The organism is Paraburkholderia azotifigens (assembly GCF_007995085.1).
GTDB lineage: Bacteria > Pseudomonadota > Gammaproteobacteria > Burkholderiales > Burkholderiaceae > Paraburkholderia > Paraburkholderia azotifigens.
Map to the genome: position 1 here is coordinate 2,357,985 of NZ_VOQS01000003.1, position 18,688 is coordinate 2,376,672.

Here is an 18,688-nt window from a genome sequence, read left to right on the forward strand (position 1 = left end):
GAAACTTACCGTTGGAACGGCTGCATTGCTCTGTAACCTACCCGACGTGCAGCGCTCACAATCAGACCTTTTGTGAAGCTTTCTGTTAAGCCCCTTAGTTGCCACAAAAGGTCGATGCGGAATGAACATCCCGTTCTAATAGCTGCTCTTGGGAGTGCGACGGACAGTGTGACCGGCAGCAACGGGGCGGCAAACGGTCCACGATGCGCGCTCAAGTCGTACGCCTAAACGCCGAACAGCGATGCGACCGCGCGAACTGACGGGATCAGACCATTCAGGGCGCGGGTGCTTGCTGCCGGTCGATGACGCGTGCGGCGCCGACGATCGCGCCATCTGACGCTTCGAGCAGTACCGCCATGTGTTCGCCGGTAATTGCATTCGTACGTAGCTGGAGAGGCGCACCGGCCCATTCGCCGATCGAGGTGAAGCTGCGCACGATGTTCGATTCAGTGAGCGTTTCGCCAGAGTTCTCGCCGCGTCCGACCGGCGTGACGTGGCGCGTATCGTAGCCGACCAGCAGTACGTGTGCGCGCCCACGCCCAGACCCGATCGACACCGAAACGTTGCTGCCGTCGCGAATGGCGTCGACCATGGCTGCCGTCGCGGCTGTGGATTTCGCGTCTTCGATGGCGGTGCGGGCCGCAGCGCGATTCGAGCCGACCACTTCGGCCTTGCCGTCGATCACCATTTCAGGCGTGTAGGGAAAATCGCGGAAGCGCCTGGCATACTGTGCCTGACGCGCATCTGCGGCTTCGAACGAAAATGGATCTTTCCAACCGAGCTGGTTCCAGTATGTGACGTGAAACGCAAGCGGAAGCACGTCGCTCCGCGTGTCGCTCAACTCAGACAGATATCGGTCGGCGGGCGGACATGACGAACAGCCTTGCGACGTGAACAGTTCGACGACAACTGGGCGCGGCGCGGCGGCGAATGCATGTGATGCAAGAAGCGCCGCGGCTCCAGCGCCGATGACTGCGAGAGAACGGGTGAGCATTTGCTGACTCCAGATGACAACCCTATCTCTAGTTCGATTGCTGGCGTGGGACGGTTACAGTGAATCTGCATCCCGATGCGTCACCTGCTTCAATCACGGCCGTCCGTGTCATTGGCGAGGAAGCCGAGATAGGTTGGTGTTTGCTGCGAGCGCGGCACACCTTCGGGCGCGTGTGCTACTGCGCTGAGCGAGCGCAGTGTGCTGAGTGTTGCCGCGCGATTCGTGATGAGGTGCCACGGATGCGGTGAACGCGGCTCGGGATCGTCGATCTGCGCGGCTGCCTGTTGCGCCGCTTGCAACGCGGCCTGAACGCGAGTGCGCTGCGGCGCATAGATTGCATAGCCTTCGTTTGCGAGGGCCGCCGTGTCGTAACCGAGCAGCGTGCACAGGTACGCCTTGGTAAGCCGGTCGCGCTGATCTGCGTCACGCGACTGAGCGATCAGCGCATCGATCTCGGGGGTGACAAGCTGGCCCGCACGCATTAATGGCGGCTGGTTACTAGACCACGCATCGGGAGGACAGAGCTTCCCAGATGGATCGAAAGGTACGAAAGGATTGACTTCGGCAGGGTAGATGCGGCACACCCGCGGGCGTTGATCGTACGCGCCGCAGGCCATGTTTGCACCCAGATGAGGACACGGGCCCTTGAATGCGGCGACCAGCGTTACCGCGACGCGGACAGAAAGCGCCCCGCTATGCGCAGCGAAAGAGCGCCGGCGCCGGTGTTGCGCGAGCGCATCGCTCTCGGGCGGCTCTTGCGGCCACACGATCGCATCGCAATACAGCTGCACGTCGCCGCCGCGAGCGATCCAGTCGAGCGCCTCGTCGACGGAGAGCGGCAGGTGCAAATCATGGCAGCAACGGCCGCACATCGTGCATGAAAAGTGAACAGACATTTTTCCAGAATTGGCAAACCAACAGTGGTAGTTGTGGCTAGTTCGTCGGGAGCACGGCAACGGTTACAGTCCGCCGATCTTAAATGTCTGGCAAGTGTACGTCCTGTTCAACGACGCAGTTCGTTTGTCACGGTGACCGCGGGTACGGATTGCTTCGCGTAAGCCTGTACGACTGTCGGCACGCGGCCCAGGGGCACATGGCCATTGATTTCATCGGCCTCGTTCGAGCGCGTGAAGCGCAGATGCGTAATATCTGTCGGGAAGAACATGCTCCAGCTCCATTCCACGAAGATCCGCAGCTTGCGACCAAGCGTCGGGATCCGGGAAAGATAGAAGGCGCGCCACAGCAACCATGCGGGGAGGCCGGTCACGCGTACACCGTAAATCGATGCGACACCCTTCATATGGCCGATAGTGGCCATCATCCCTTTCGCCACGAACGCGAATGTACGAGTCTCTCTACCCGTCAGGCGACGCACGAGGTTGTCTGCGAGTTGATGGGCCTGCGCGACCGCGTGCTGTGCCGTGGGTGGCGACGGTTGACCCGTCGCCGCGTTGTGCACCAGTGCGCAGTCTCCCGCCGCCCACAGAGCGGGAAAGTCAGGCACGCTCATATCGCCTTGCGTAGTGATCCGGCCGCGCTCGACGGGCAAGCCGATGCGCGTGGCGAGCCGCTCGATCAGCGGGTTAGGTTTCGTGCCGATCGTGCAGATCACCGTTGAACCGCCCATGCACTCGCCATCCTGCAGGACGACGCCTTCTTCGCTGACACGCGACGCCCGCGTGCCGAGCCTGACGTTGATGCCACGGTCCGCCATCCGCTGCGCAGCGATCACACCGAGCGATTCTGGCATCTCCGGCAGCAGCCGGCTTCCGTCGTGCAGTATCGTGACGGCAAGTTCCTCGTCGCGCACGAGCCTGTAAAAGTGCCGGACGCTACGGAGATAGTCGGCCAGCTCGCCGGCTACCTCGACGCCGGAGAATCCCCGCCCACAACGATGAAGTGTCCGAGGCGACGCCTGACATCCGGGTCCGACTCCAGTTCGATACACGCAAGTCTTCGCAGGACCTGGTTACGGATGAACATCGCGTCGCCGATCATCTTGAGCGGCAACGCGTGTTCTTTCATACCCGGCACAAGCTCCATGTTTGCACGCGTACCGAACGCGAAGATCAGGTGTTCGAAGGCAATTTCGCGAGTGCCGGCCAGTGTGGTGCCACGTATGGTCCGGCGCTCGTAATCGACGTCCTGGACAGTTGCCATGATAAAGCGGGAGCGCTGGATCATCTGGCGAATCGGCACGATGACCTGCTCAGGGAAAACGGACGCGCCGACTACTTCAGCAAGCATCGGATTGAAGGTGGTGAAGCTTTCGTCGCTGATGAGCACCACACGATAGGGCGCAGCCAATCGCTTTTCGAGAGCCTGCGCGAGCGTCGTACCGGCAAAGCCGCCGCCAATGACCACGATGTTTTTCTCGGCTTCCATGTCATCTCCTTACGTACCCATCAGCCCGGGGTGGCGTGGGTCTGGAATGTAGTGTGCGAATCGCTCCTCACGCACGCGTCGCCCGGAGTTCACTTTTCTGTCACGACACGCAGACTGCCAGGTCAATCCCGGCGGCCGGGCCCCCGACTGATCGTCCAGATCTGAAATCGGGAGCTGAAACGTCGTAACAGGCAGTCCGCCGCGGTGCGGTTCGCGCTCCAGTTCGCGGCGCACGCGAGCCGGCCATACATCGACATGCGCGCGTCGACTTAACATCAAAAGAACGATTGCGCGGAACTCGACATGGACGGATCGTGGTCATGTCCTTGAATCAGCTGACTCGATGCGGACCTGGTTGCGCTCTCCACGATCTTCGCGGTGGCTCATGCAAGCTTCGTCATTTCACGTTGCCGGCGCGCATGCAGCAGTCGGCGCGAGACCGACACAGCGCCGATCGCGAAACACATCGCTGCAAATGCGACCCACGCATACGGCCGCAAGAGAGGCATCGCCACGAGGACGAGCGAGTCGTTCCCGCCGGGAATCATCAGGCTTGCCCAGCCCATCAGCGCGCCGCCGCTCAGACAGCGCACCAGTCGGGTCGGTGTGACGTGGGTGCCGCAAACGTGTTCGCGGCGCATCGCGCGCCTGACCCCGGCTGACATCGCACCCAGCAGCAGTGCACCGAATAGCAGCCCGCGCGAGGTCGTGGCGACGACATGTCCCTGCGCGAGATCGGCGAGCGTATCGGTGTATGTCCAGGCGCCATCGAGCACAAACAGCAGGACGAACGTGGCCCCGATCGCCGCGGTCGCGCCGTGCGGTAACCACGATGCCCGCGTTTCCTCCGGGTCCGGGTCCGGCCTGGCGGACGCGGGCGTCGTGTGATGTGGGCGCAGCGCGCATGCGGCAAGCGTAGTCGCTACTGCAGCGAGCAATACCGCGATAGAACCTGGCGCATGCAGAGCGGGCGAATCATGCACGGGAAAGGGGATCGCGGCAGCAAGCCCACGCGCGGCGATGTGACAGCCTGCGTAATAACCAATGGGCGTGGCAACATAACTCCATTGCCCCGCACCGATGCGCGCGATCGTGCCCAGCGCGCACGCGCCGTTCACCGAGGCCCCCAGTCCGAGAAGCAGTCCGCCCCAGATCGTCGCGCGAGTCGCCGGCGCGCCATCCGGAAGGGAGGGCAGCATATCGAGCGATTTCGCAATGAACAGGCCGCCAAGCACGAGCATGGACGCTGCGATGATCGCCAGCAGACGCCAGCATTTGCGCTCGTCGACGATCTCGTTGACGGCGGCCACGGTGCAGGTGCCCCCGCTCCGGATGGCGACGCCCATTGCCAGCGCGCAGAGAGCCGACAGTGTTCCTGCAATGGCATGAGGGGGCACATCGATCATGACAGCGCTCCTGAAAGAGCTGATGGAGCAAGCGCGCTGCAGGAACTCCGCGCGAAGCTGCGGCACGCCTTGTCAGGCGCCCGCTGATGAATGCACCGCATCAAGGGCGCGATGATGTGTGACCCAGCCAGCGGCCGATCAGGTAATCGAGCGACAGCTTGCCGGGGCCGTGCAGCAGCGTGACGAGCAGAAAGAGACCCCAGTACTGGTGATCGCGCAGACCGACTTCGCCCAGTCCCGGATAGGAGATGACGGCAATGATGTTGAAGATGAAAAGCCCGAATGCCGCGAAGCGCGAACCGAGCCCAAGCACAAGGAAGATGGGAAATCCCAGTTCGGCGGCCGTGCCGAGATAGGCGGCCAATACGGGCGGCAGGAGCGGCACCGAATACTCGCCCTGAAAGAGGGCGAGCGTGGAAGACCAGCTCGCGATCTTGGTGAGCCCGGACTGGAAGAACACCAGACCGATGACAATGCGAATGCCCAGGTCGAGCACAGGCGTGGCGAACGCCAGCGCGCGCAGCGCCGAACGGTAAAGCGCGAGTGCCTTGTGCGGCACGCTGGCCGGCTCGGCGCCGTGCGTCGCGGAAAGGGGCGATGAGAGCTTCATGTTGGAACCTCTGGTCGTGGTGAACTCAGGCTGAAGTCAACTGGCGCCGCGAGCGGTTCGATGCGACGCCGGGACGGGGAAGTCGATATCAACCCGCAGCGGCGGCTTTGGCCGCGGGACTGAGAACGCCGCTTTTGCCACCGGGCTTGGCGAACTCCGACATCTGCAGATGTCCGCCGGCGATCTTGTCGCACGTGCCCTTGGGCACGAGAATCCAGGCTTCCGTGTCGTGGTCCATCTTTGCGGTAGCGGCGCATGAACTCTTGCTGGTGCCGCAATCGTTTTTGCCCGCCTTCGCGATGCCTGCGCACTTCTCGAAGTCGCCGGCTGCAAAGGCGGCCGTGCTTGCCGTCGCGACGCCAATCGCAAGCAGACTCGCAATGGCGCCTTGAATGATGCGTTCGCTTTTCATGATGCTTCCTCCAGGGGGGTGATGAGGTCAGGCGCGATTGCCTGTGTCCTTGGGATGAAGTTTGCGAAGCGCTGCTCACGGCTTTATCGCCCGAAAATCAAATTTTTGTCACGACGCGCGGGCGCGCTGGACACCCTCCGTTGGCGATCTAGAATGATCTGGACATCATGCAATTGCCCGTTCTCGCGGGCGGTGCCGTTCCACCAACAGTCCACTGAGGATGCCGTCATGTCTCGCAACGTTCTGGTGATCGAAGACGACAATGACATTGCCCAACTCGTCCGCATGCAACTCGTCGGTCTCGCCTGCGAGACGACGGTCGTAAACGACGGCAGGGCGGGGCTGGCGGAGGCGCTTGCCAGACCATACGATCTGGTGGTGCTCGACCTGATGCTGCCGGGCGTCGACGGCCTCGAGATCTGCCGGCGTCTGCGCTCGGAACGCCGCTATACGCCGATCCTGATGCTGACGGCCAAGTCGACCGAACTCGACCGGGTGCTGGGACTGGAGATGGGCGCGGACGACTACCTCGCAAAACCGTTCAGCGTGCTGGAATTCGTTGCCCGTGTGAAGGCGATTTTCAGGCTCGTCGATATGCTCGCCAATACGGCGGCCGGAGCGCATACGCTGATCGAATGCAAAGATCTGAAGATCGACGTCGAAAGGCGGGATGTGACCGTGCGCGGCGCTGCAATCCTGTTGACCGCCAAGGAGTTCCAGCTACTGCTTCATTTTGCGCAGAACCCGGGGCGCGTCTATACGCGCGCGCAGTTGCTCGATCAGGTGTGGGGCTACAGCCATAGTGGCTATGAACACACGGTCAACTCCCATATCAACCGCCTGCGCGCGAAGATCGAAATCGATCCGAACGCACCGGAATACATCCAGACGGTATGGGGCGTCGGGTACAAGTTCCGCAATGCAACCGAAAACTGACCTCCATCTGTTCGCCACCTTGTATGGCCGGCTCGCGTTGTCGCTCATTGCGGTGTTCGTCGCGATCGGCGCCATCATGATCGTCGCGTCACAACGGATGTTCGAGACACAGCGACTGTTCGAACTGGTGGCCAACCTGGTGGTCGGCACGGTGGCATTCAGCCTGATCGCCGCGCTCGTCGTGTTCCGTTTTCTCACGCTCAGACTTCGCAGGCTGGCGTCCGCGATTGAAGCCTTCCGCGCGAGCGGCTTTGCTCACCCGATACGGGTGGAAACGACGAACGCCAATGACGACGAGATAGGCCAGATCATCGCCGCGTTTCAGGAGATGTCGGAGCGCATCGCGATGCAGCTCTCGCAGCTTGAACAGGTCGACCGGCAGCGACGCGAATTGCTTGCCAACGTGTCGCACGATCTGAGAACTCCGCTTGCTTCGATGCAGGGCTATCTGGAGATGGTGCTCATCCGGGACGACGGATTGTCTCAGGACGACCGCTATCGGTATCTGCAGGTCGCCGTGAAGCATTGCGAGCGGCTGGCGAGGCTCGTGCGGGACCTGTTCGATCTCACGAAGCTCGAGGCGAACGAAGTGCGACCGCAGGTCGAGTCATTTCCGATCAGCGAACTGGCGCAGGACGTCGTTCAGAAGTTCGCGCTCAGCGCGCAGAAGCGGGACCTAAGGCTGAGCGCGAGCGTCAGTGCAGACTGCCCACCCGTGCGTGCCGATATCGGCATGATGGAGCGCGTACTCGAGAACCTGATTGAAAACGCGATGCGCTATACGCCGGCCGGCGGCGAGATCAGTGTTGGCGTGCACCGGGCAGGCGACCGGGTCGAGCTTCAGGTGAGCGATACGGGGCAGGGCATCCATCACGACGATATCGGAAATGTCTTCGATCGCTACTATCGCGCGGATCGGAGCGAATCCAGCGACGCAGGCAATGCGGGCCTGGGGCTCGCAATTTCGCGCCGCATCGTCGAACTGCATGGCGGGCAGATTCGCGTCGAGAGTAAGCCGGGTCTCGGCACAACCTTCACAGTCGAACTGACGATGGCGTAGACATCGCGCGTGGCCTGCCGGGATTCAAAGATCGAAGCCGACAATGGTCGAATCGAGGATGCGGCGCTCGATGAACTCGCCGAGTGCAAACGCTGGATCGCGCTGCAACGCAAGGTCATATGCATCGTCCACGGTTTGCCCTGCGCACAGTGCCATCAGCATCGCGAACTCGCCTTCTGGTAATGCCTGGATATCCACCGTAAAGCCGACACGGCGTAGCAGAAGCCTATTGCCACCGGCCTGTGCGTCGATGCTTTCGTTGCCCGGAGATTCGGGCTGATTGACCTCCCATATCCTCAGAACCGGAAACGCGGAGGCGAACAGGCGGCAAGCAGGGTGAAGCCGCAGGCGCAGTGTCGAGCATTCCGCGTCCGCAAGGCTCGTCAATTCGGATAGTGGCAGCGGAGCGTGATCCTCCGCATGAAAGACTTCGTGCACGAGCCATTCGAGTGTCGCGATATCAGCCAGGTAGCTGAGTGAAGCGGCAGGCGGAAAGCTTTCGAGGAAGGCGGGAAAGCTGCCGCCGAAACGTTGGATATCGCCGCTTTGCGAAGGATGGTCGCGTACGTACCGGTTCGCCGCATAGTCGAAGAACTGCTCGCCGACGAGCCTGTCAACAACGGGATAGACGGCACGCAGCGCTTCACGCAGGTTGTGATACGTGTTGCCGATATAGACCGCCAGCCGGTCCCGCGCGTTGTCGCCGCATATTGCGCGGTGGATTGCGGACGCATCCTGCTCGAGAATCGCGGCCGCAAACGCGGCCTGACATTCATGAAGCGAGTGCATGGCGAGCCCTCATCAGCGTTGCGGCGTGACTGGATTCTTCGAGCAGGACTTCGAGCGGCGGAATGTCGGTGTCCCATTCGATCAGGGTCGGGACGGTGCCGAAGCGGTCGAGCGCCCGGACATACAGTTCCCAAACGGCCGGGGCAACGCGCGTGCCGTGCGTGTCGATCAGCAAGGTACCGACGCGGTCGTGGCCCGCAAGATGAATTTCGCGAATCGCGTCAACAGGCAACGCATCCAGATACGTTTCGGGATCGATGTCGTTATTTACTCCATTCACATACAGGTTGTTGACGTCCAGCAATATTCCACAGTCCGTCCGCCGGACGACCTGCGCGATGAATTCGGCTTCGGGCAGGGTCGAATGACGGAACTGCACATAGCTGGATATGTTCTCGATGAGAATCTGCCTTTGAAGACTTTCCTGCAGCTCGTCGATGTGATCGCACACGACGTCCAGCGCCTCGTCCGTGTAGGGCAAAGGCAAAAGGTCGTTGAGATGTCTCGGTCCGACGCGCCCCCAGCTCAGGTGCTCGGACACGAGTGCGGGCTGGACTCGGGAAACCAGATCGCCCAGATGCCGGAGATGCTCCTTGTCGAGCGGGCCCGTTGATCCGAGGCTGAGTCCGACACCATGCAGACTCAGCGGATACGCGTCACGGATACGCTCGAGATAGTGAAGCGGTTGGCCGCCCGCACCAAAGTAGTTTTCGCTATGTACTTCAAACCATCCGACGTGCGGCCGTTCCCGCAGGATCTGCTGATAATGTGGTGGGCGCAGTCCGATCCCGGTCGAGTCGGGCGCGGCGAATAGTGAGGAAGGAGTACGCATCTCTGGCAATCCTGTTTGGCGGTGTGAATGAACTGCACTGTCGTCGATAACGATCACGAATCCGTCACGATTGCGTCGAATTTTTTGATCTGCCTTCTCTTGTCCTTGATCGGTGAGGCTTTGCCGCAAGCGCTGGTGCAGCGCGAGATGTTCGCCTATCTTTTGGAAGAGCGGAAAACCCTTCGACGCGCGATTTCGGGGCCTTCGTATGAGTCTCAAATGGAAGCTGATCTGGCCTGCCGCAACAAGCGCACTGCTCATACTCATCGCGCTGGCGGCCAGTCCTGTACCCGCGTTGATCGCGGGACATGTGCGATCGGGTCTTCTGATGGTGGTCGCGGTGGCGCTTGCGGTGCTGCTCGTGGTGATCGGTGCGGTGTCGGAACTTCGCGTGTGCCGTCCGCTTCGGGCCATTCTGCATACGTTTGAAAATGCCACTATTCCCAATGCAACGGGTAGGGCGGCCGACGAAGTGCAGGCGGTGCAGCGCGCTGCCGGAGCACTCCGCGACAAGGCCGAGGCGCTAGGCCAGGCACTGAATGCTGCCGAGGCAAAGCGCCTGGCGCTCGCGGCCGAACTGCAATACAGCGAAGAGCGGTATGTGCTTGCGATGCGGATCGCGGACGACGGTCCATGGGAATGGAATCTTCAAACCAACGAGTTCGTGCTCTCCACGCGCTGGAAATGCATGCTGGGGTATGGCGACGACGAGTTCCTCGATTCACTGGAAAACTGGCGCGCGCATATCCATCCCCTCGACCTGGCCGGCGTGGATGCGACGTTGCAATGTCAACTGGTAGGACAGGAACGCCAGTTCGAACAGCAGTTCAGGCTGTTGCACAGGGATGGTCGGTATCGCTGGATCAGTTCGCTGGGCACCGTCATACGCCACGCGAGCGGCAAGCCGTTGCGCCTCGTTGCGCTCGATACGGATATCACGCGGGTAAAGCATATCGAGAGCGTGCTGCAGCATATTGTCGAAGGTACGGCGGGAATGGGGGGGAGGCATTTTTCCGGGCGCTGGTGCGCCACTTCGCCGCCGCCCTGGACGTGCCGTGTGCTTTCATCACAGAATGCGACGGTTGGCCACCGAAAAATGCGCGGACTCTCGCGTACTGGCTTCGCGACGACTTCCGGGAAAACATCGAATTCGAGTTGGCGGGCACGCCATGCGAAGCGGTATATAGCAACGGCCACCCCATATTCCATGCGTCGGGTGTGGGAAAATTGTTCCCTCGTGACAAGGCATACGAGAGCTATTACGGCATCCCGATCTTCGGCACCCGGGGCGAGGTGATTGGGCACATGGCCTTTTTCAACGACCGGGAAATGAAGGAACAGGACGTCCTGATCGATGCCGTGTATAAGATATTCACGACACGCGCGGCTGCCGAAATCGAACGCAAGGCCGCACTCGACCGCCTTAGCCATTCCAGCTTCCCGAACGGGCCGGACGCTTCCGGCATTGAATACGCTCCCCGCTCGGTGTCGAACGTGACAAACATGTGATTTCCACTTGATAGCGGCGTGATAAGCGCCAACCAGAATCGCTCCTGAAGTTCGGTATGGAGCGGTTCACTGCGACTGCTTCCGGATGTGGTCCGGAAATGAGTGCTCCAGCACAGGACTCGACGTGACGCGTCAGCCACCGTGCGGCGCATTTCCTTTCTCTGGAGCAGACATGAAAACCGTTCGCAACGCAATTCTTTGTGCTGTCGTTCCCCTGGTTTGCGCAATGGGCGCGACGCATGCACAGGCACAAGGCATCGGACGTAGCGGGACCTACGGGCCGATGTGGGATAGCCCCGTTACCATGTCCATGGACAAGCTCACCGCACAGCAAAGAAACGAGGTGGTGCAGATCAAGAGCAGAATGATGCAGATGGCCATGGAGCACGATCAGATGATGGCGAAAATGGAGTTGGAATTCATGCATACCATGATGGACCTGCAGAAGCAGTTACTCGATGTGTTCCGTGGGCATTGATAGATCAGGCTCGAGCGCGGCGTTCAGGCCGAATGGCGAATCGCACCGCGCTCCTTTCTCGTCCGGAATGGCGAGTTCGAACAGTCGCAACGAACGGTCCATGTGCAATGTCCCAACTGTAACGATGCATGCGCGAGGCGCTCCAGCGCTGATCTGGAAGGTCATGGCGGTAGTGCGTTGCGACACGGCTAGCGGGCCGTAATGCGAACAGGAGAGCCGAGAGAAGTGCGGTTGTTATTCGGCGGGAATACGCACCAGCCATCATCGTGTCGGAAAAAGAACATCGACACGGTGTCGTTCTGGCGTTCTGTTTCGACGCATACGTACCGTCGGCAGTGCATGTTCGCCGGACGTGAGCTTCCCCTGAAATTTCGCCTTCCAGCGGGTCGTGTGTAAACTCGATCTGAAGGAAGGAAAGAACAATGTTCAAGGTACCGAACCAGGCATATACGGCGGAGTTCAGGGCGGCTGCCGTGCAACGGGTCAAGGATGGACAAAGCATTCGTGCGGTGGCCCGTGAATTGAAGATATCACCGCAGACACTGCGCAACTGGGTCAAAGCTGCAGAGGCGGGTAAGCTGAACGGCGCCGGGACAAAAGCTGTGACGCCGGAACAGATGGAGCTGTCGCGCCTGCGGGCCGAAAACAAGCGCCTGCAGATGGAACTTGAAATCGCAAAAAAAGCGGCGGCGTTCTTCGCGAAGGACCTCCTGTGAAGTACGCCTGGATTGATACGCAGTGCCGGTACTTTCCGCTGTCGGCATTGTGTGAGGTCCTGTCGGTCAGTCTGAACGGCTATCGGGCATGGAAGCGCGGCGGCACACCCCAGCGCAAACGCCTGAGCAACGAGCAGTTGCTGGCGCTGATCCGCACCATTCACGCCGAGGTAAAGGGCGCCTACGGATCGCCACGGATGACCGAGGAGATTCGCGCGCGCGGCTTTCCGGCCAGCAAGGAACGAGTTGAGCGGCTCATGCGCGAGAACGGTATCCGGGCCCGGCACAAGAAGCGCTACAAGGTAACGACGGACTCGAAGCACAAACTGCCGGTCGCTGAGAATCTGCTGGCGCGCAACTTTACGCCGACGGCGCCGAATCAGGTGTTCACCTCGGACATTACGTACATCTGGACCGACGAGGGCTGGCTGTATCTGGCGATCGTGTTGGACCTCTTCAACCGGGAAGTTGTTGGCTGGTCGATCAAGCCGCGCATGACGGCGGACATCGTGACTGACGCATTGATGATGGCGTGGTTCCGGCGCCGGCCCGAGCCCGGCGCGCTGCATCATTCGGACAGGGGCAGTCAATACGCGAGTCACGACTTCCAGGCAAAGCTGGCCGAATATGGCATGCGATGCTCAATGAGCCGCAAAGGAAATTGTTGGGATAACGCGCCGACGGAAAGCTTTTTTAACAGTCTGAAAAACGAGCGCGTCCATGCGACGCGCTACCGGACCCATCGGGAAGCGGTGGCAGACTTGTTTGAATACCTGGAAGTGTTTTATAACCGTAGTCGTCGTCATTCGTCGCTCGGCTTTGTATCGCCGGTTCAGTTTCTGCAAGACTGGATCAAAGCTCAGCAGACCAAGGATGCCGCTGCATAACTCGGGACCTGTGGAAGGCGAAAAACCGAGGGAACCTCAGACGGAACCGGGTTACCGTGATCAGCGTGCTCGCGGTTGGCGCGAGCCATTTGTCGACCAGAGAACGCAAGGACCGAGGACTCGTGTTCATGACCGCCTCCTGCTTCTTTCCGCTGCTGGCCTCAAAACGCACAATGCCTTCGAGGTAGCTGCAAGGAAGTGTGGCAGGCGGAGTTCACGTCGTAGTCAAGGAAATGTCACAAGTTTGTTCCCGTGAGATTCCGTGCGAAGGCGGGAAGGGCCGTTTCACTTTCATCAAGAGTCATCCGGCCCAACAAGTGTCGAATGGCCGAGGTGGGGCGAGAGTTCGCGTTCGCTGAACGCCTCCTGAGTTTTTCGCGGTCGTTCACGTCCGAGCATACGTGGATCGGGCAACGACGCGTCTCGTGGCTACGCCTAAATTCGTTCCCGGTTTTTTCACGGCTTCCATCAGCAACCAGAGCGGACGCGATGCGCGCTCGTGTCGCGCGGCTAGCGCACGATCGTCTTGAATACTCGATTCTTGTCCAGTGTGACGGAGTCGGGGAGCCCGTCACGGTGATCTTTCGAACCACTCCCGTTCGCTTCCTCTAGCGCGGGGCCCGTATAGCGTCCGCGTGGCCGGATAACCTTTCCCACTCTGAGTTGTTCCATGCAGTGCGCGAGCAGACCCACGCTTCGCGCGGTGGCGAACAGCGCGAACGATGCATCGGCTGGAAGCTGAGATTGCGATGCGAGCGCGGCCAGTGCTACATCGATAGTCGGTTGCAGCCCGGTCAGTGCGATGACCTTTTCGATAAAAGCAGCGATTTCTCCCGGCGGGTTGAGGCGCTCCAGCAGTGTCCGTGCGCGCGGGTCGCCGTCTGGATACAGATGATGACCGAAGCCGGGAATAGGAATGGCCGACTGCAAGTGACGACTGACCACAGTCTCCGCACCCGCTCTTTCCACGTCGTCGAACACGGCGCGCACACGGCCCGATGCGTCGCCGTGCAGCGGACCCGAGAACGTCGCGAGCCCGGTCAGCAGACAGCCAGGCAATGACGCTCCCGTAGACGCAGTGATTCTGGCGGCAAACGCGGAACTCGTCAGTTCATGATCGGCTACCAGAACCAGCGCGCGTCGAATCAGATCGGCACCTTCGGCATCCTGGCCCCATCCGAGAGCCAGCCGTTCGTGCATCGGTGCCGCCGCGCCATCGCATTTCGCACCGAACGCTTGCGCAACGAGTGCGACCAGGCGTCCAGTCTCGGCGTGCAGTGCGTAATCAGTACGTCCGTGCGTGGAGAGGCCATTGGCGGCGAGCGCGGCGAGTGACATAAACGCGCACCGTCTGCCACGCTCTTCCGTCTGCAAAGCCACGCCATCGGTTTCAAAAGAAACGGGCCCTCGCGCATTCCAGAGGATGGCGGCCACATCTTCGAGCGTCGCCGTGTCGGACAGGACGATGCTGTCGCGACCACGATAGTAAGCGCGGCCATTCGAGAATGTGGTGATGCCGCTATAGATGCAAGGCTCTGCACCGAATATCGTGCCCGCAGCAAGGGCCTCGCGTTTGCGCCCCACCTGTTTCTTTCGACAAAGTGCCGCGACATCCTCTGCGCGATAGAGGCTTTTGCGCGGATCATCCGGATCAGGCATGACCGCTATATTGCCTCGGCTAACGTAGGCATAGACGGTCTGTGCCTGGACCCCGAGCTGTCGGACTGCTTCCGTCAATGTGATCCAGGTTCGCATGAGATTGACGCCAGCGTGCGAAAAAGTAGTGGATTCGAAACGCAAGATGAGCCTCGCAAGGTGGACGCGAAACCCGTCGGCGCAGCCTCGATAGTGACGCGTTCTCAGGCAAATGTCATCTCGGCCGGCTTGCGCTCCAGGATCTCAACGAGAATGTCGCCCGGCGACCTCACGAAGCAGGCCCGCACGCCGGCGCGCACCTGATAAATGGGTTCGACAATCTCGGCTTCGCAGCTCACCAGATGCGCGAAGGCGGCATCCAGATCGCCGACGGTCACGCCAAAATGATCAATGCCTTGCATCCGCGTGCCGTGCGGCAGTGCGCGTGTCTCCGCTTCGGCTAGCGGCGTAATGAAGAGATTGATATTGCCGATACGCAGATCGACGCGTCCGGGGCGGCGAACGATTTCAGCATTCAGGCAGCGTGCGAACCATGCTGCCGTCGCTTCGGCGTCTCTGGAGCAGAGCTGCAAGTGATCCCATTTGAATTCGATCATGCCGTTTCACCGTAGAGATAGAAGATCAGAGTTCGATACGAGAGAGCTTCCCGAGCAGCACCGAATACGACAGGGTGCCAAGCAGGCAGATCGCGCCCATCAGATTGAGTGCCCAGTAGAAGTGGCCGGTGTGCTGCGTGATGTAGCCGATCATGAGCGGTGTCGTCACGCCGGCGATGTTGGCAGCGAGGCTCGTAATGCTGCTGGTCAGGCCGACGTACTGGCGGGGCGCGATTTCGGAAACGGCAGCCCACGACATCGAGCCGACGCCTTGCGCGAAGAACGCGATTGTCAGAATGGCAATGACCAGCTCGTTCGATTCGACAAAATTGACCAGCACGACGCTCGAGCCGAGCAGTGTGCCGATGATAAGCGGCGCCTTGCGGGCAGCGGAAATGGACACACCGCGCCGGATAAAGAAATCCGACAATGAACCGGCGACCAGAATGCCAAGCGTCGCGCCCATGAACGGCAGTGCCTGGAAGATGCCGACCTTGATCATCGACATGTGGCGCGCTTCGATCAGGTAGGTCATGAACCACGTCGTGAAGAACACGAGCAGGGTGTTGTTGCAGAACTTTCCAAGGCAGATCGCCAGAATCTGTCGATAACCGAGCAGCTTGAACGCCATCCTCCAGTTGAATTTCTCGCGCGCTTTCTGCGACGGACTCGCATTGCCGTCGTTGATGTATTGAAGTTCCACAGCGTTGACGCTTCGATGCTTCGCCGGGTCGCGATAGACGCGGAACCACAACAGGCTGAACAGAATGCCGAAGCCGCCCGTTACGAAAAACACCGAACGCCACCCATGAATGGACGAGATCCATAGCAACAGGCCTGTAAACAGCGGCGTACCGATGTACTGTCCCATCACGTAGACGCTCGTGGCGAAACCTCGCTCGCGAGTCGGAAACCATAGCGTCACGGCACGAGCATTGGATGGGAAGGCGGGAGCTTCGAGCGCACCCATCGCGAGCCGCGAGCCGAGCAGCATGTGATAGCCATTCGCGAGGCCTTGCGTCAGCGTCGCGAACGACCAGCCGACGAGCGAGAGCGCGTATGCCAGGCGTGAGCCGAGCACGTCGGCGAGAATGCCGCCTGGCAAGAGCGCAAATGAATAGGCGAGGCCGAAAGCGGCAAACAGTTCGCCCATCTGCATCTTGTTGAGTGCGAGATCCTTCGACAGACCGGGCGCGACAATGCCGAGTGCCGAGCGGTCCACATAGTTGAGAATCGTAGCCACGAGCAGCATCGAGAGCACGACATATCTGACCTTCGAGCGCCTCGCCGTGACCGCATAAGCGGACGAGTCCCGCACTGATAGTTGTTCCTCTGCGACTTTCATCGGTGTCTCCATGTCAATTGCCTGCCTTTTGCTTTTGTTGTCTGGCAGGGCGACGGTTTATCCGCGGCCTACGAAGGGCATGGCGGTCGCCATGATGGTCATGTTCAGCACGTTCGCTTCGAGCGGCAGACTGGCCATCTGCACGATCGCATTCGCAACGTGTGTCACGTCTATCCGCGCCTCCGGCGCCATGCTGCCGTCCGCCTGCAGCACACCGAGTGTCATGCGTTCGGTGAGGGGCGTGGCGGCGTTGCCGATGTCGATCTGGCTGCACGCGATGTTGTAAGGGCGCCCGTCGAGCGCGAGCGATCTGGTGATCCCGGTCACTGCATGCTTGGTGGCGGTGTAGGCGATCGTGTTGGGCCGCGGCGAATGCGCCGAAATGGACCCGTTATTGATGATCCTTCCGCCTTGCGGCGTCTGTTGCTTCATGAGCCGCCATGCCGCGCGAGCGCACAGGAACACGCCCGTCAGGTTCGTCGCGACGACATCGTTCCAGAAGTCGAGCGTGTAGTCGTCGAGAGGCACGGCGCCAGCATTACGTCCCGCATTGTTAAAGAGGACATCGAGTCGCCCGAATCGTTCGGCGATCCGCGAGAAAGCGCTTTCGACCGAGCTTTCGTTCGTGACGTCGGCTCCAGATACGTGTGCCTCGCCGCCCGCAACGCTGATCGTCTCCCTCGTCTCAAGCAGCGGTTCCTCTCTGCGTCCAATCAACGCAACGGTGAATCCTGCCGCGGCCAGCGCGATCGCCGTCGCGCGACCGATGCCGGAACCTGCGCCGGTAACAGCGGCGAATTTCTTCGATGCAGACATTGCTCAATCTCCTTTTTGTTCGAGTCATCACGGAAAGAGAATTGCATCCGCGGACTGAGCGGCGCAATCTTGATTCGTTCAATCAACATCAAGAGCCACGCGGGTTCAGCACCGCATCAGGGTTTTCCTGATGAGCGCAAAGCGCATGGCAATAGCGAATCGCAACGGCCGGGCGTGCGTTCGCGATCATGGTGGCGACCTGCTTTATAAGTTGATTCTTCCAATCAACATTGACCTCCGGCAATCGGGTTCCGTAGTCTGTGTGTGCCTGACGAACTGGAGAAAAAACATGCCGGAAAACAACCGCACCAAACTGTTGATCGCCCGTAGAGTTCCCAGCGCCGTGGCGAGCCGCGCCGTATCCGAGTTTCGCGCGTACGTGACCGAGTCTGATATGGACGCGTGGTCGGTAGTCGATTTCTGCAAGAAGCACGATGTGCCGGCTGTTCTGATCGGAAAGAAATCCGGGCTGCAGGAAGACCACATCGCTGCATTGCCGTCGACGGTGAAGATCATCGCGAATGCGAGTGCGGGCGTCGATCACATGAATGTGGCCTTCGCACTTGAGCGCGGCATCGTTGTCACAAACGCACCCGATGCGTTGACCGAATGCACGGCGGATTTCTCGATGCTGCTGGTGCTCGCCGCGTGCCGCCGCGCTTCGGAGTATGAAAGGATCATGCGAAGCGGATGGGGCAAATCATTCGGCATGACGGAAATGCTCGGTACACGCGTGAACGGCAAGACGCTCGGTATCGTCGGCTTTGGTCGTATCGGACGCGCGGTTGCGAAGCGCGCACAGGCGTTCGGTATGAAAGTGGCGTACACGGACATTCAGCGCGCGTCGCCAGCGCTGGAGAACGGAGCCATGTTCTACCCCAGTCTCGAAGAGCTGCTGCCGCATAGCCAGGTGTTGACCTTGCACGTCCCTGGCGGCGGCACGCCGCTCATGACGAAGAAGGAATTCGGCCTGCTGCCGGAAGGAGCGGTTTTCGTCAATGCAGCGCGCGGCGCGCTGGTCAATGAAGATGCGCTATACGAAGCGTTGACGTCGGGGCATCTGTTCGGCGCGGGCCTCGACGTGTATCGCAATGAGCCCCATGTGGATGTACGGTTCGCCGGACTGCAAAACGTGTTTCTGACGCCGCATATGGCCAGCGCGACGATCGAGACTCGCGATCAGATGGGCTTCACCGCATTGGACAATATCGCCGCCGTGCTCGACGGGCAGAAGGCGTTGAACCCGGTGTAAGCTCGCCCA

19 protein-coding genes and 1 pseudogene are annotated in these 18,688 nt (G+C 60.5%); 7 read left to right on the plus strand and 13 right to left on the minus strand.

What is annotated here, in order from left to right; genetic code table 11:
• Positions 1-274 precede the first annotated feature (274 nt).
• The 6 genes and pseudogenes from FRZ40_RS27875 to FRZ40_RS27900 form a co-directional block, all read right to left on the minus strand.
• On the minus strand, positions 275-994 hold the full coding sequence (locus FRZ40_RS27875) for a DUF1223 domain-containing protein (protein WP_147236258.1): 720 nt from the start codon (positions 992-994) through the stop codon (positions 275-277).
• Between the two features lie 89 nt (positions 995-1,083).
• Entirely contained in the window at positions 1,084-1,890 is an 807-nt protein-coding gene (locus FRZ40_RS27880; protein ID WP_147236259.1) for a YkgJ family cysteine cluster protein, read from the minus strand.
• A 107-nt stretch (positions 1,891-1,997) separates the two neighbouring features.
• Positions 1,998-3,379: pseudogene (locus FRZ40_RS27885) on the minus strand (NAD(P)/FAD-dependent oxidoreductase).
• A 383-nt stretch (positions 3,380-3,762) separates the two neighbouring features.
• Positions 3,763-4,785 (minus strand): YeeE/YedE thiosulfate transporter family protein, encoded by a 1,023-nt coding sequence (locus tag FRZ40_RS27890; RefSeq protein WP_147236260.1) that lies wholly within the window; start codon positions 4,783-4,785, stop codon positions 3,763-3,765.
• Positions 4,786-4,885: 100 nt separating this feature from the next.
• Positions 4,886-5,395 carry a DoxX family protein gene (locus FRZ40_RS27895; RefSeq protein WP_081767439.1) on the minus strand — a complete coding sequence of 170 codons (510 nt, stop codon included), beginning with the start codon at positions 5,393-5,395 and terminating at the stop codon, positions 4,886-4,888.
• An 88-nt stretch (positions 5,396-5,483) separates the two neighbouring features.
• Positions 5,484-5,807 (minus strand): BufA1 family periplasmic bufferin-type metallophore, encoded by a 324-nt coding sequence (locus FRZ40_RS27900; RefSeq protein WP_051446254.1) that lies wholly within the window; start codon positions 5,805-5,807, stop codon positions 5,484-5,486.
• 228 nt (positions 5,808-6,035) lie between these two features.
• On the opposite strand from FRZ40_RS27900, the gene FRZ40_RS27905 reads away from it, so the two are divergent.
• Together FRZ40_RS27905 and FRZ40_RS27910 are read left to right on the plus strand one after the other, a co-directional pair.
• Positions 6,036-6,743 (plus strand): response regulator transcription factor, encoded by a 708-nt coding sequence (locus tag FRZ40_RS27905; RefSeq protein ID WP_147236819.1) that lies wholly within the window; start codon positions 6,036-6,038, stop codon positions 6,741-6,743.
• Positions 6,727-7,803 (plus strand): sensor histidine kinase, encoded by a 1,077-nt coding sequence (locus FRZ40_RS27910; protein WP_240057300.1) that lies wholly within the window; start codon positions 6,727-6,729, stop codon positions 7,801-7,803. Before FRZ40_RS27905 ends, FRZ40_RS27910 begins: the two co-directional genes overlap by 17 nt.
• A 24-nt stretch (positions 7,804-7,827) precedes the next feature.
• Here the strand turns inward: FRZ40_RS27910 and FRZ40_RS27915 are convergent, their stop codons facing one another.
• A complete protein-coding gene (locus tag FRZ40_RS27915) occupies positions 7,828-8,592 on the minus strand; it encodes an HvfC/BufC N-terminal domain-containing protein (RefSeq protein WP_147236261.1) in 765 nt (254 codons plus the stop codon).
• Positions 8,576-9,685: an MNIO family bufferin maturase gene (bufB, locus tag FRZ40_RS27920; RefSeq protein ID WP_338048167.1), complete on the minus strand. Its 1,110-nt coding sequence runs from the start codon at positions 9,683-9,685 to the stop codon at positions 8,576-8,578. The genes FRZ40_RS27915 and bufB overlap by 17 nt, the downstream gene beginning before the upstream one ends.
• On the opposite strand from bufB, the gene FRZ40_RS27925 reads away from it, so the two are divergent.
• From FRZ40_RS27925 to FRZ40_RS27935, 4 genes are all read left to right on the plus strand, one after another.
• The gene (locus tag FRZ40_RS27925; protein WP_240057301.1) at positions 9,633-10,721 is read left to right on the plus strand and encodes a PAS domain-containing protein; all 1,089 of its coding nucleotides are present in this window, start codon (positions 9,633-9,635) and stop codon (positions 10,719-10,721) included. The genes bufB and FRZ40_RS27925 overlap by 53 nt on opposite strands.
• Positions 10,722-10,729: 8 nt before the next feature.
• Positions 10,730-10,933 carry a hypothetical protein gene (locus tag FRZ40_RS45170; protein ID WP_240057302.1) on the plus strand — a complete coding sequence of 68 codons (204 nt, stop codon included), beginning with the start codon at positions 10,730-10,732 and terminating at the stop codon, positions 10,931-10,933.
• Positions 10,934-11,105: 172 nt separating this feature from the next.
• Positions 11,106-11,411 (plus strand): hypothetical protein, encoded by a 306-nt coding sequence (locus tag FRZ40_RS27930; RefSeq protein ID WP_035541187.1) that lies wholly within the window; start codon positions 11,106-11,108, stop codon positions 11,409-11,411.
• A 422-nt stretch (positions 11,412-11,833) separates the two neighbouring features.
• Positions 11,834-13,014 (plus strand): IS3 family transposase gene (locus FRZ40_RS27935; RefSeq protein WP_147236262.1). Its coding sequence is split into 2 segments (ribosomal slippage): positions 11,834-12,086 and positions 12,086-13,014, totalling 1,182 coding nucleotides; the frame shifts between segments, so codons are not numbered across the junction.
• 510 nt (positions 13,015-13,524) lie between these two features.
• Here FRZ40_RS27935 and FRZ40_RS27940 read toward each other — a convergent pair.
• The 5 genes from FRZ40_RS27940 to FRZ40_RS44130 form a co-directional block, all read right to left on the minus strand.
• On the minus strand, positions 13,525-14,769 hold the full coding sequence (locus tag FRZ40_RS27940) for a citrate synthase (RefSeq protein WP_147236822.1): 1,245 nt from the start codon (positions 14,767-14,769) through the stop codon (positions 13,525-13,527).
• 104 nt (positions 14,770-14,873) lie between these two features.
• Positions 14,874-15,266 carry a VOC family protein gene (locus tag FRZ40_RS27945; protein WP_028364641.1) on the minus strand — a complete coding sequence of 131 codons (393 nt, stop codon included), beginning with the start codon at positions 15,264-15,266 and terminating at the stop codon, positions 14,874-14,876.
• Positions 15,267-15,291: 25 nt separating this feature from the next.
• Positions 15,292-16,611, minus strand: a complete 1,320-nt coding sequence (locus FRZ40_RS27950; RefSeq protein WP_147236263.1) for an MFS transporter — start codon at positions 16,609-16,611, stop codon at positions 15,292-15,294.
• A 57-nt stretch (positions 16,612-16,668) separates the two neighbouring features.
• Complete coding sequence (locus tag FRZ40_RS27955) at positions 16,669-17,427, minus strand: SDR family oxidoreductase (RefSeq protein WP_147236264.1); 759 nt, start codon at positions 17,425-17,427, stop codon at positions 16,669-16,671.
• Between the two features lie 88 nt (positions 17,428-17,515).
• The gene (locus FRZ40_RS44130; RefSeq protein WP_158647037.1) at positions 17,516-17,671 is read right to left on the minus strand and encodes a hypothetical protein; all 156 of its coding nucleotides are present in this window, start codon (positions 17,669-17,671) and stop codon (positions 17,516-17,518) included.
• A gap of 45 nt (positions 17,672-17,716) precedes the next feature.
• Here FRZ40_RS44130 and FRZ40_RS27960 point away from each other — a divergent pair, with 45 nt between their 5' ends.
• Positions 17,717-18,679 carry a 2-hydroxyacid dehydrogenase gene (locus FRZ40_RS27960; protein WP_147236265.1) on the plus strand — a complete coding sequence of 321 codons (963 nt, stop codon included), beginning with the start codon at positions 17,717-17,719 and terminating at the stop codon, positions 18,677-18,679.
• Positions 18,680-18,688: the final 9 nt, after the last annotated feature.

What these genes read in the sequence shown, in the direction of transcription:
- FRZ40_RS27950 (WP_147236263.1), bottom strand. Translation starts at nt 16,611, where the DNA reads ATGAAAGTCGCAGAGGAACAACTATCAGTGCGGGACTCGTCCGCTTAT.
- FRZ40_RS27955 (WP_147236264.1), bottom strand. Translation starts at nt 17,427, where the DNA reads ATGTCTGCATCGAAGAAATTCGCCGCTGTTACCGGCGCAGGTTCCGGC.
- FRZ40_RS27895 (WP_081767439.1), bottom strand. Translation starts at nt 5,395, where the DNA reads ATGAAGCTCTCATCGCCCCTTTCCGCGACGCACGGCGCCGAGCCGGCC.
- FRZ40_RS27915 (WP_147236261.1), bottom strand. Translation starts at nt 8,592, where the DNA reads ATGCACTCGCTTCATGAATGTCAGGCCGCGTTTGCGGCCGCGATTCTC.
- FRZ40_RS27930 (WP_035541187.1), top strand. Translation starts at nt 11,106, where the DNA reads ATGAAAACCGTTCGCAACGCAATTCTTTGTGCTGTCGTTCCCCTGGTT.
- FRZ40_RS27890 (WP_147236260.1), bottom strand. Translation starts at nt 4,785, where the DNA reads ATGATCGATGTGCCCCCTCATGCCATTGCAGGAACACTGTCGGCTCTC.
- FRZ40_RS27900 (WP_051446254.1), bottom strand. Translation starts at nt 5,807, where the DNA reads ATGAAAAGCGAACGCATCATTCAAGGCGCCATTGCGAGTCTGCTTGCG.
- FRZ40_RS27940 (WP_147236822.1), bottom strand. Translation starts at nt 14,769, where the DNA reads ATGCGAACCTGGATCACATTGACGGAAGCAGTCCGACAGCTCGGGGTC.
- FRZ40_RS27880 (WP_147236259.1), bottom strand. Translation starts at nt 1,890, where the DNA reads ATGTCTGTTCACTTTTCATGCACGATGTGCGGCCGTTGCTGCCATGAT.
- FRZ40_RS27910 (WP_240057300.1), top strand. Translation starts at nt 6,727, where the DNA reads ATGCAACCGAAAACTGACCTCCATCTGTTCGCCACCTTGTATGGCCGG.
- bufB (WP_338048167.1), bottom strand. Translation starts at nt 9,685, where the DNA reads ATGAGCAGTGCGCTTGTTGCGGCAGGCCAGATCAGCTTCCATTTGAGA.
- FRZ40_RS27925 (WP_240057301.1), top strand. Translation starts at nt 9,633, where the DNA reads ATGAGTCTCAAATGGAAGCTGATCTGGCCTGCCGCAACAAGCGCACTG.
- FRZ40_RS45170 (WP_240057302.1), top strand. Translation starts at nt 10,730, where the DNA reads ATGGCCTTTTTCAACGACCGGGAAATGAAGGAACAGGACGTCCTGATC.
- FRZ40_RS27875 (WP_147236258.1), bottom strand. Translation starts at nt 994, where the DNA reads ATGCTCACCCGTTCTCTCGCAGTCATCGGCGCTGGAGCCGCGGCGCTT.
- FRZ40_RS27945 (WP_028364641.1), bottom strand. Translation starts at nt 15,266, where the DNA reads ATGATCGAATTCAAATGGGATCACTTGCAGCTCTGCTCCAGAGACGCC.
- FRZ40_RS27905 (WP_147236819.1), top strand. Translation starts at nt 6,036, where the DNA reads ATGTCTCGCAACGTTCTGGTGATCGAAGACGACAATGACATTGCCCAA.
- FRZ40_RS27960 (WP_147236265.1), top strand. Translation starts at nt 17,717, where the DNA reads ATGCCGGAAAACAACCGCACCAAACTGTTGATCGCCCGTAGAGTTCCC.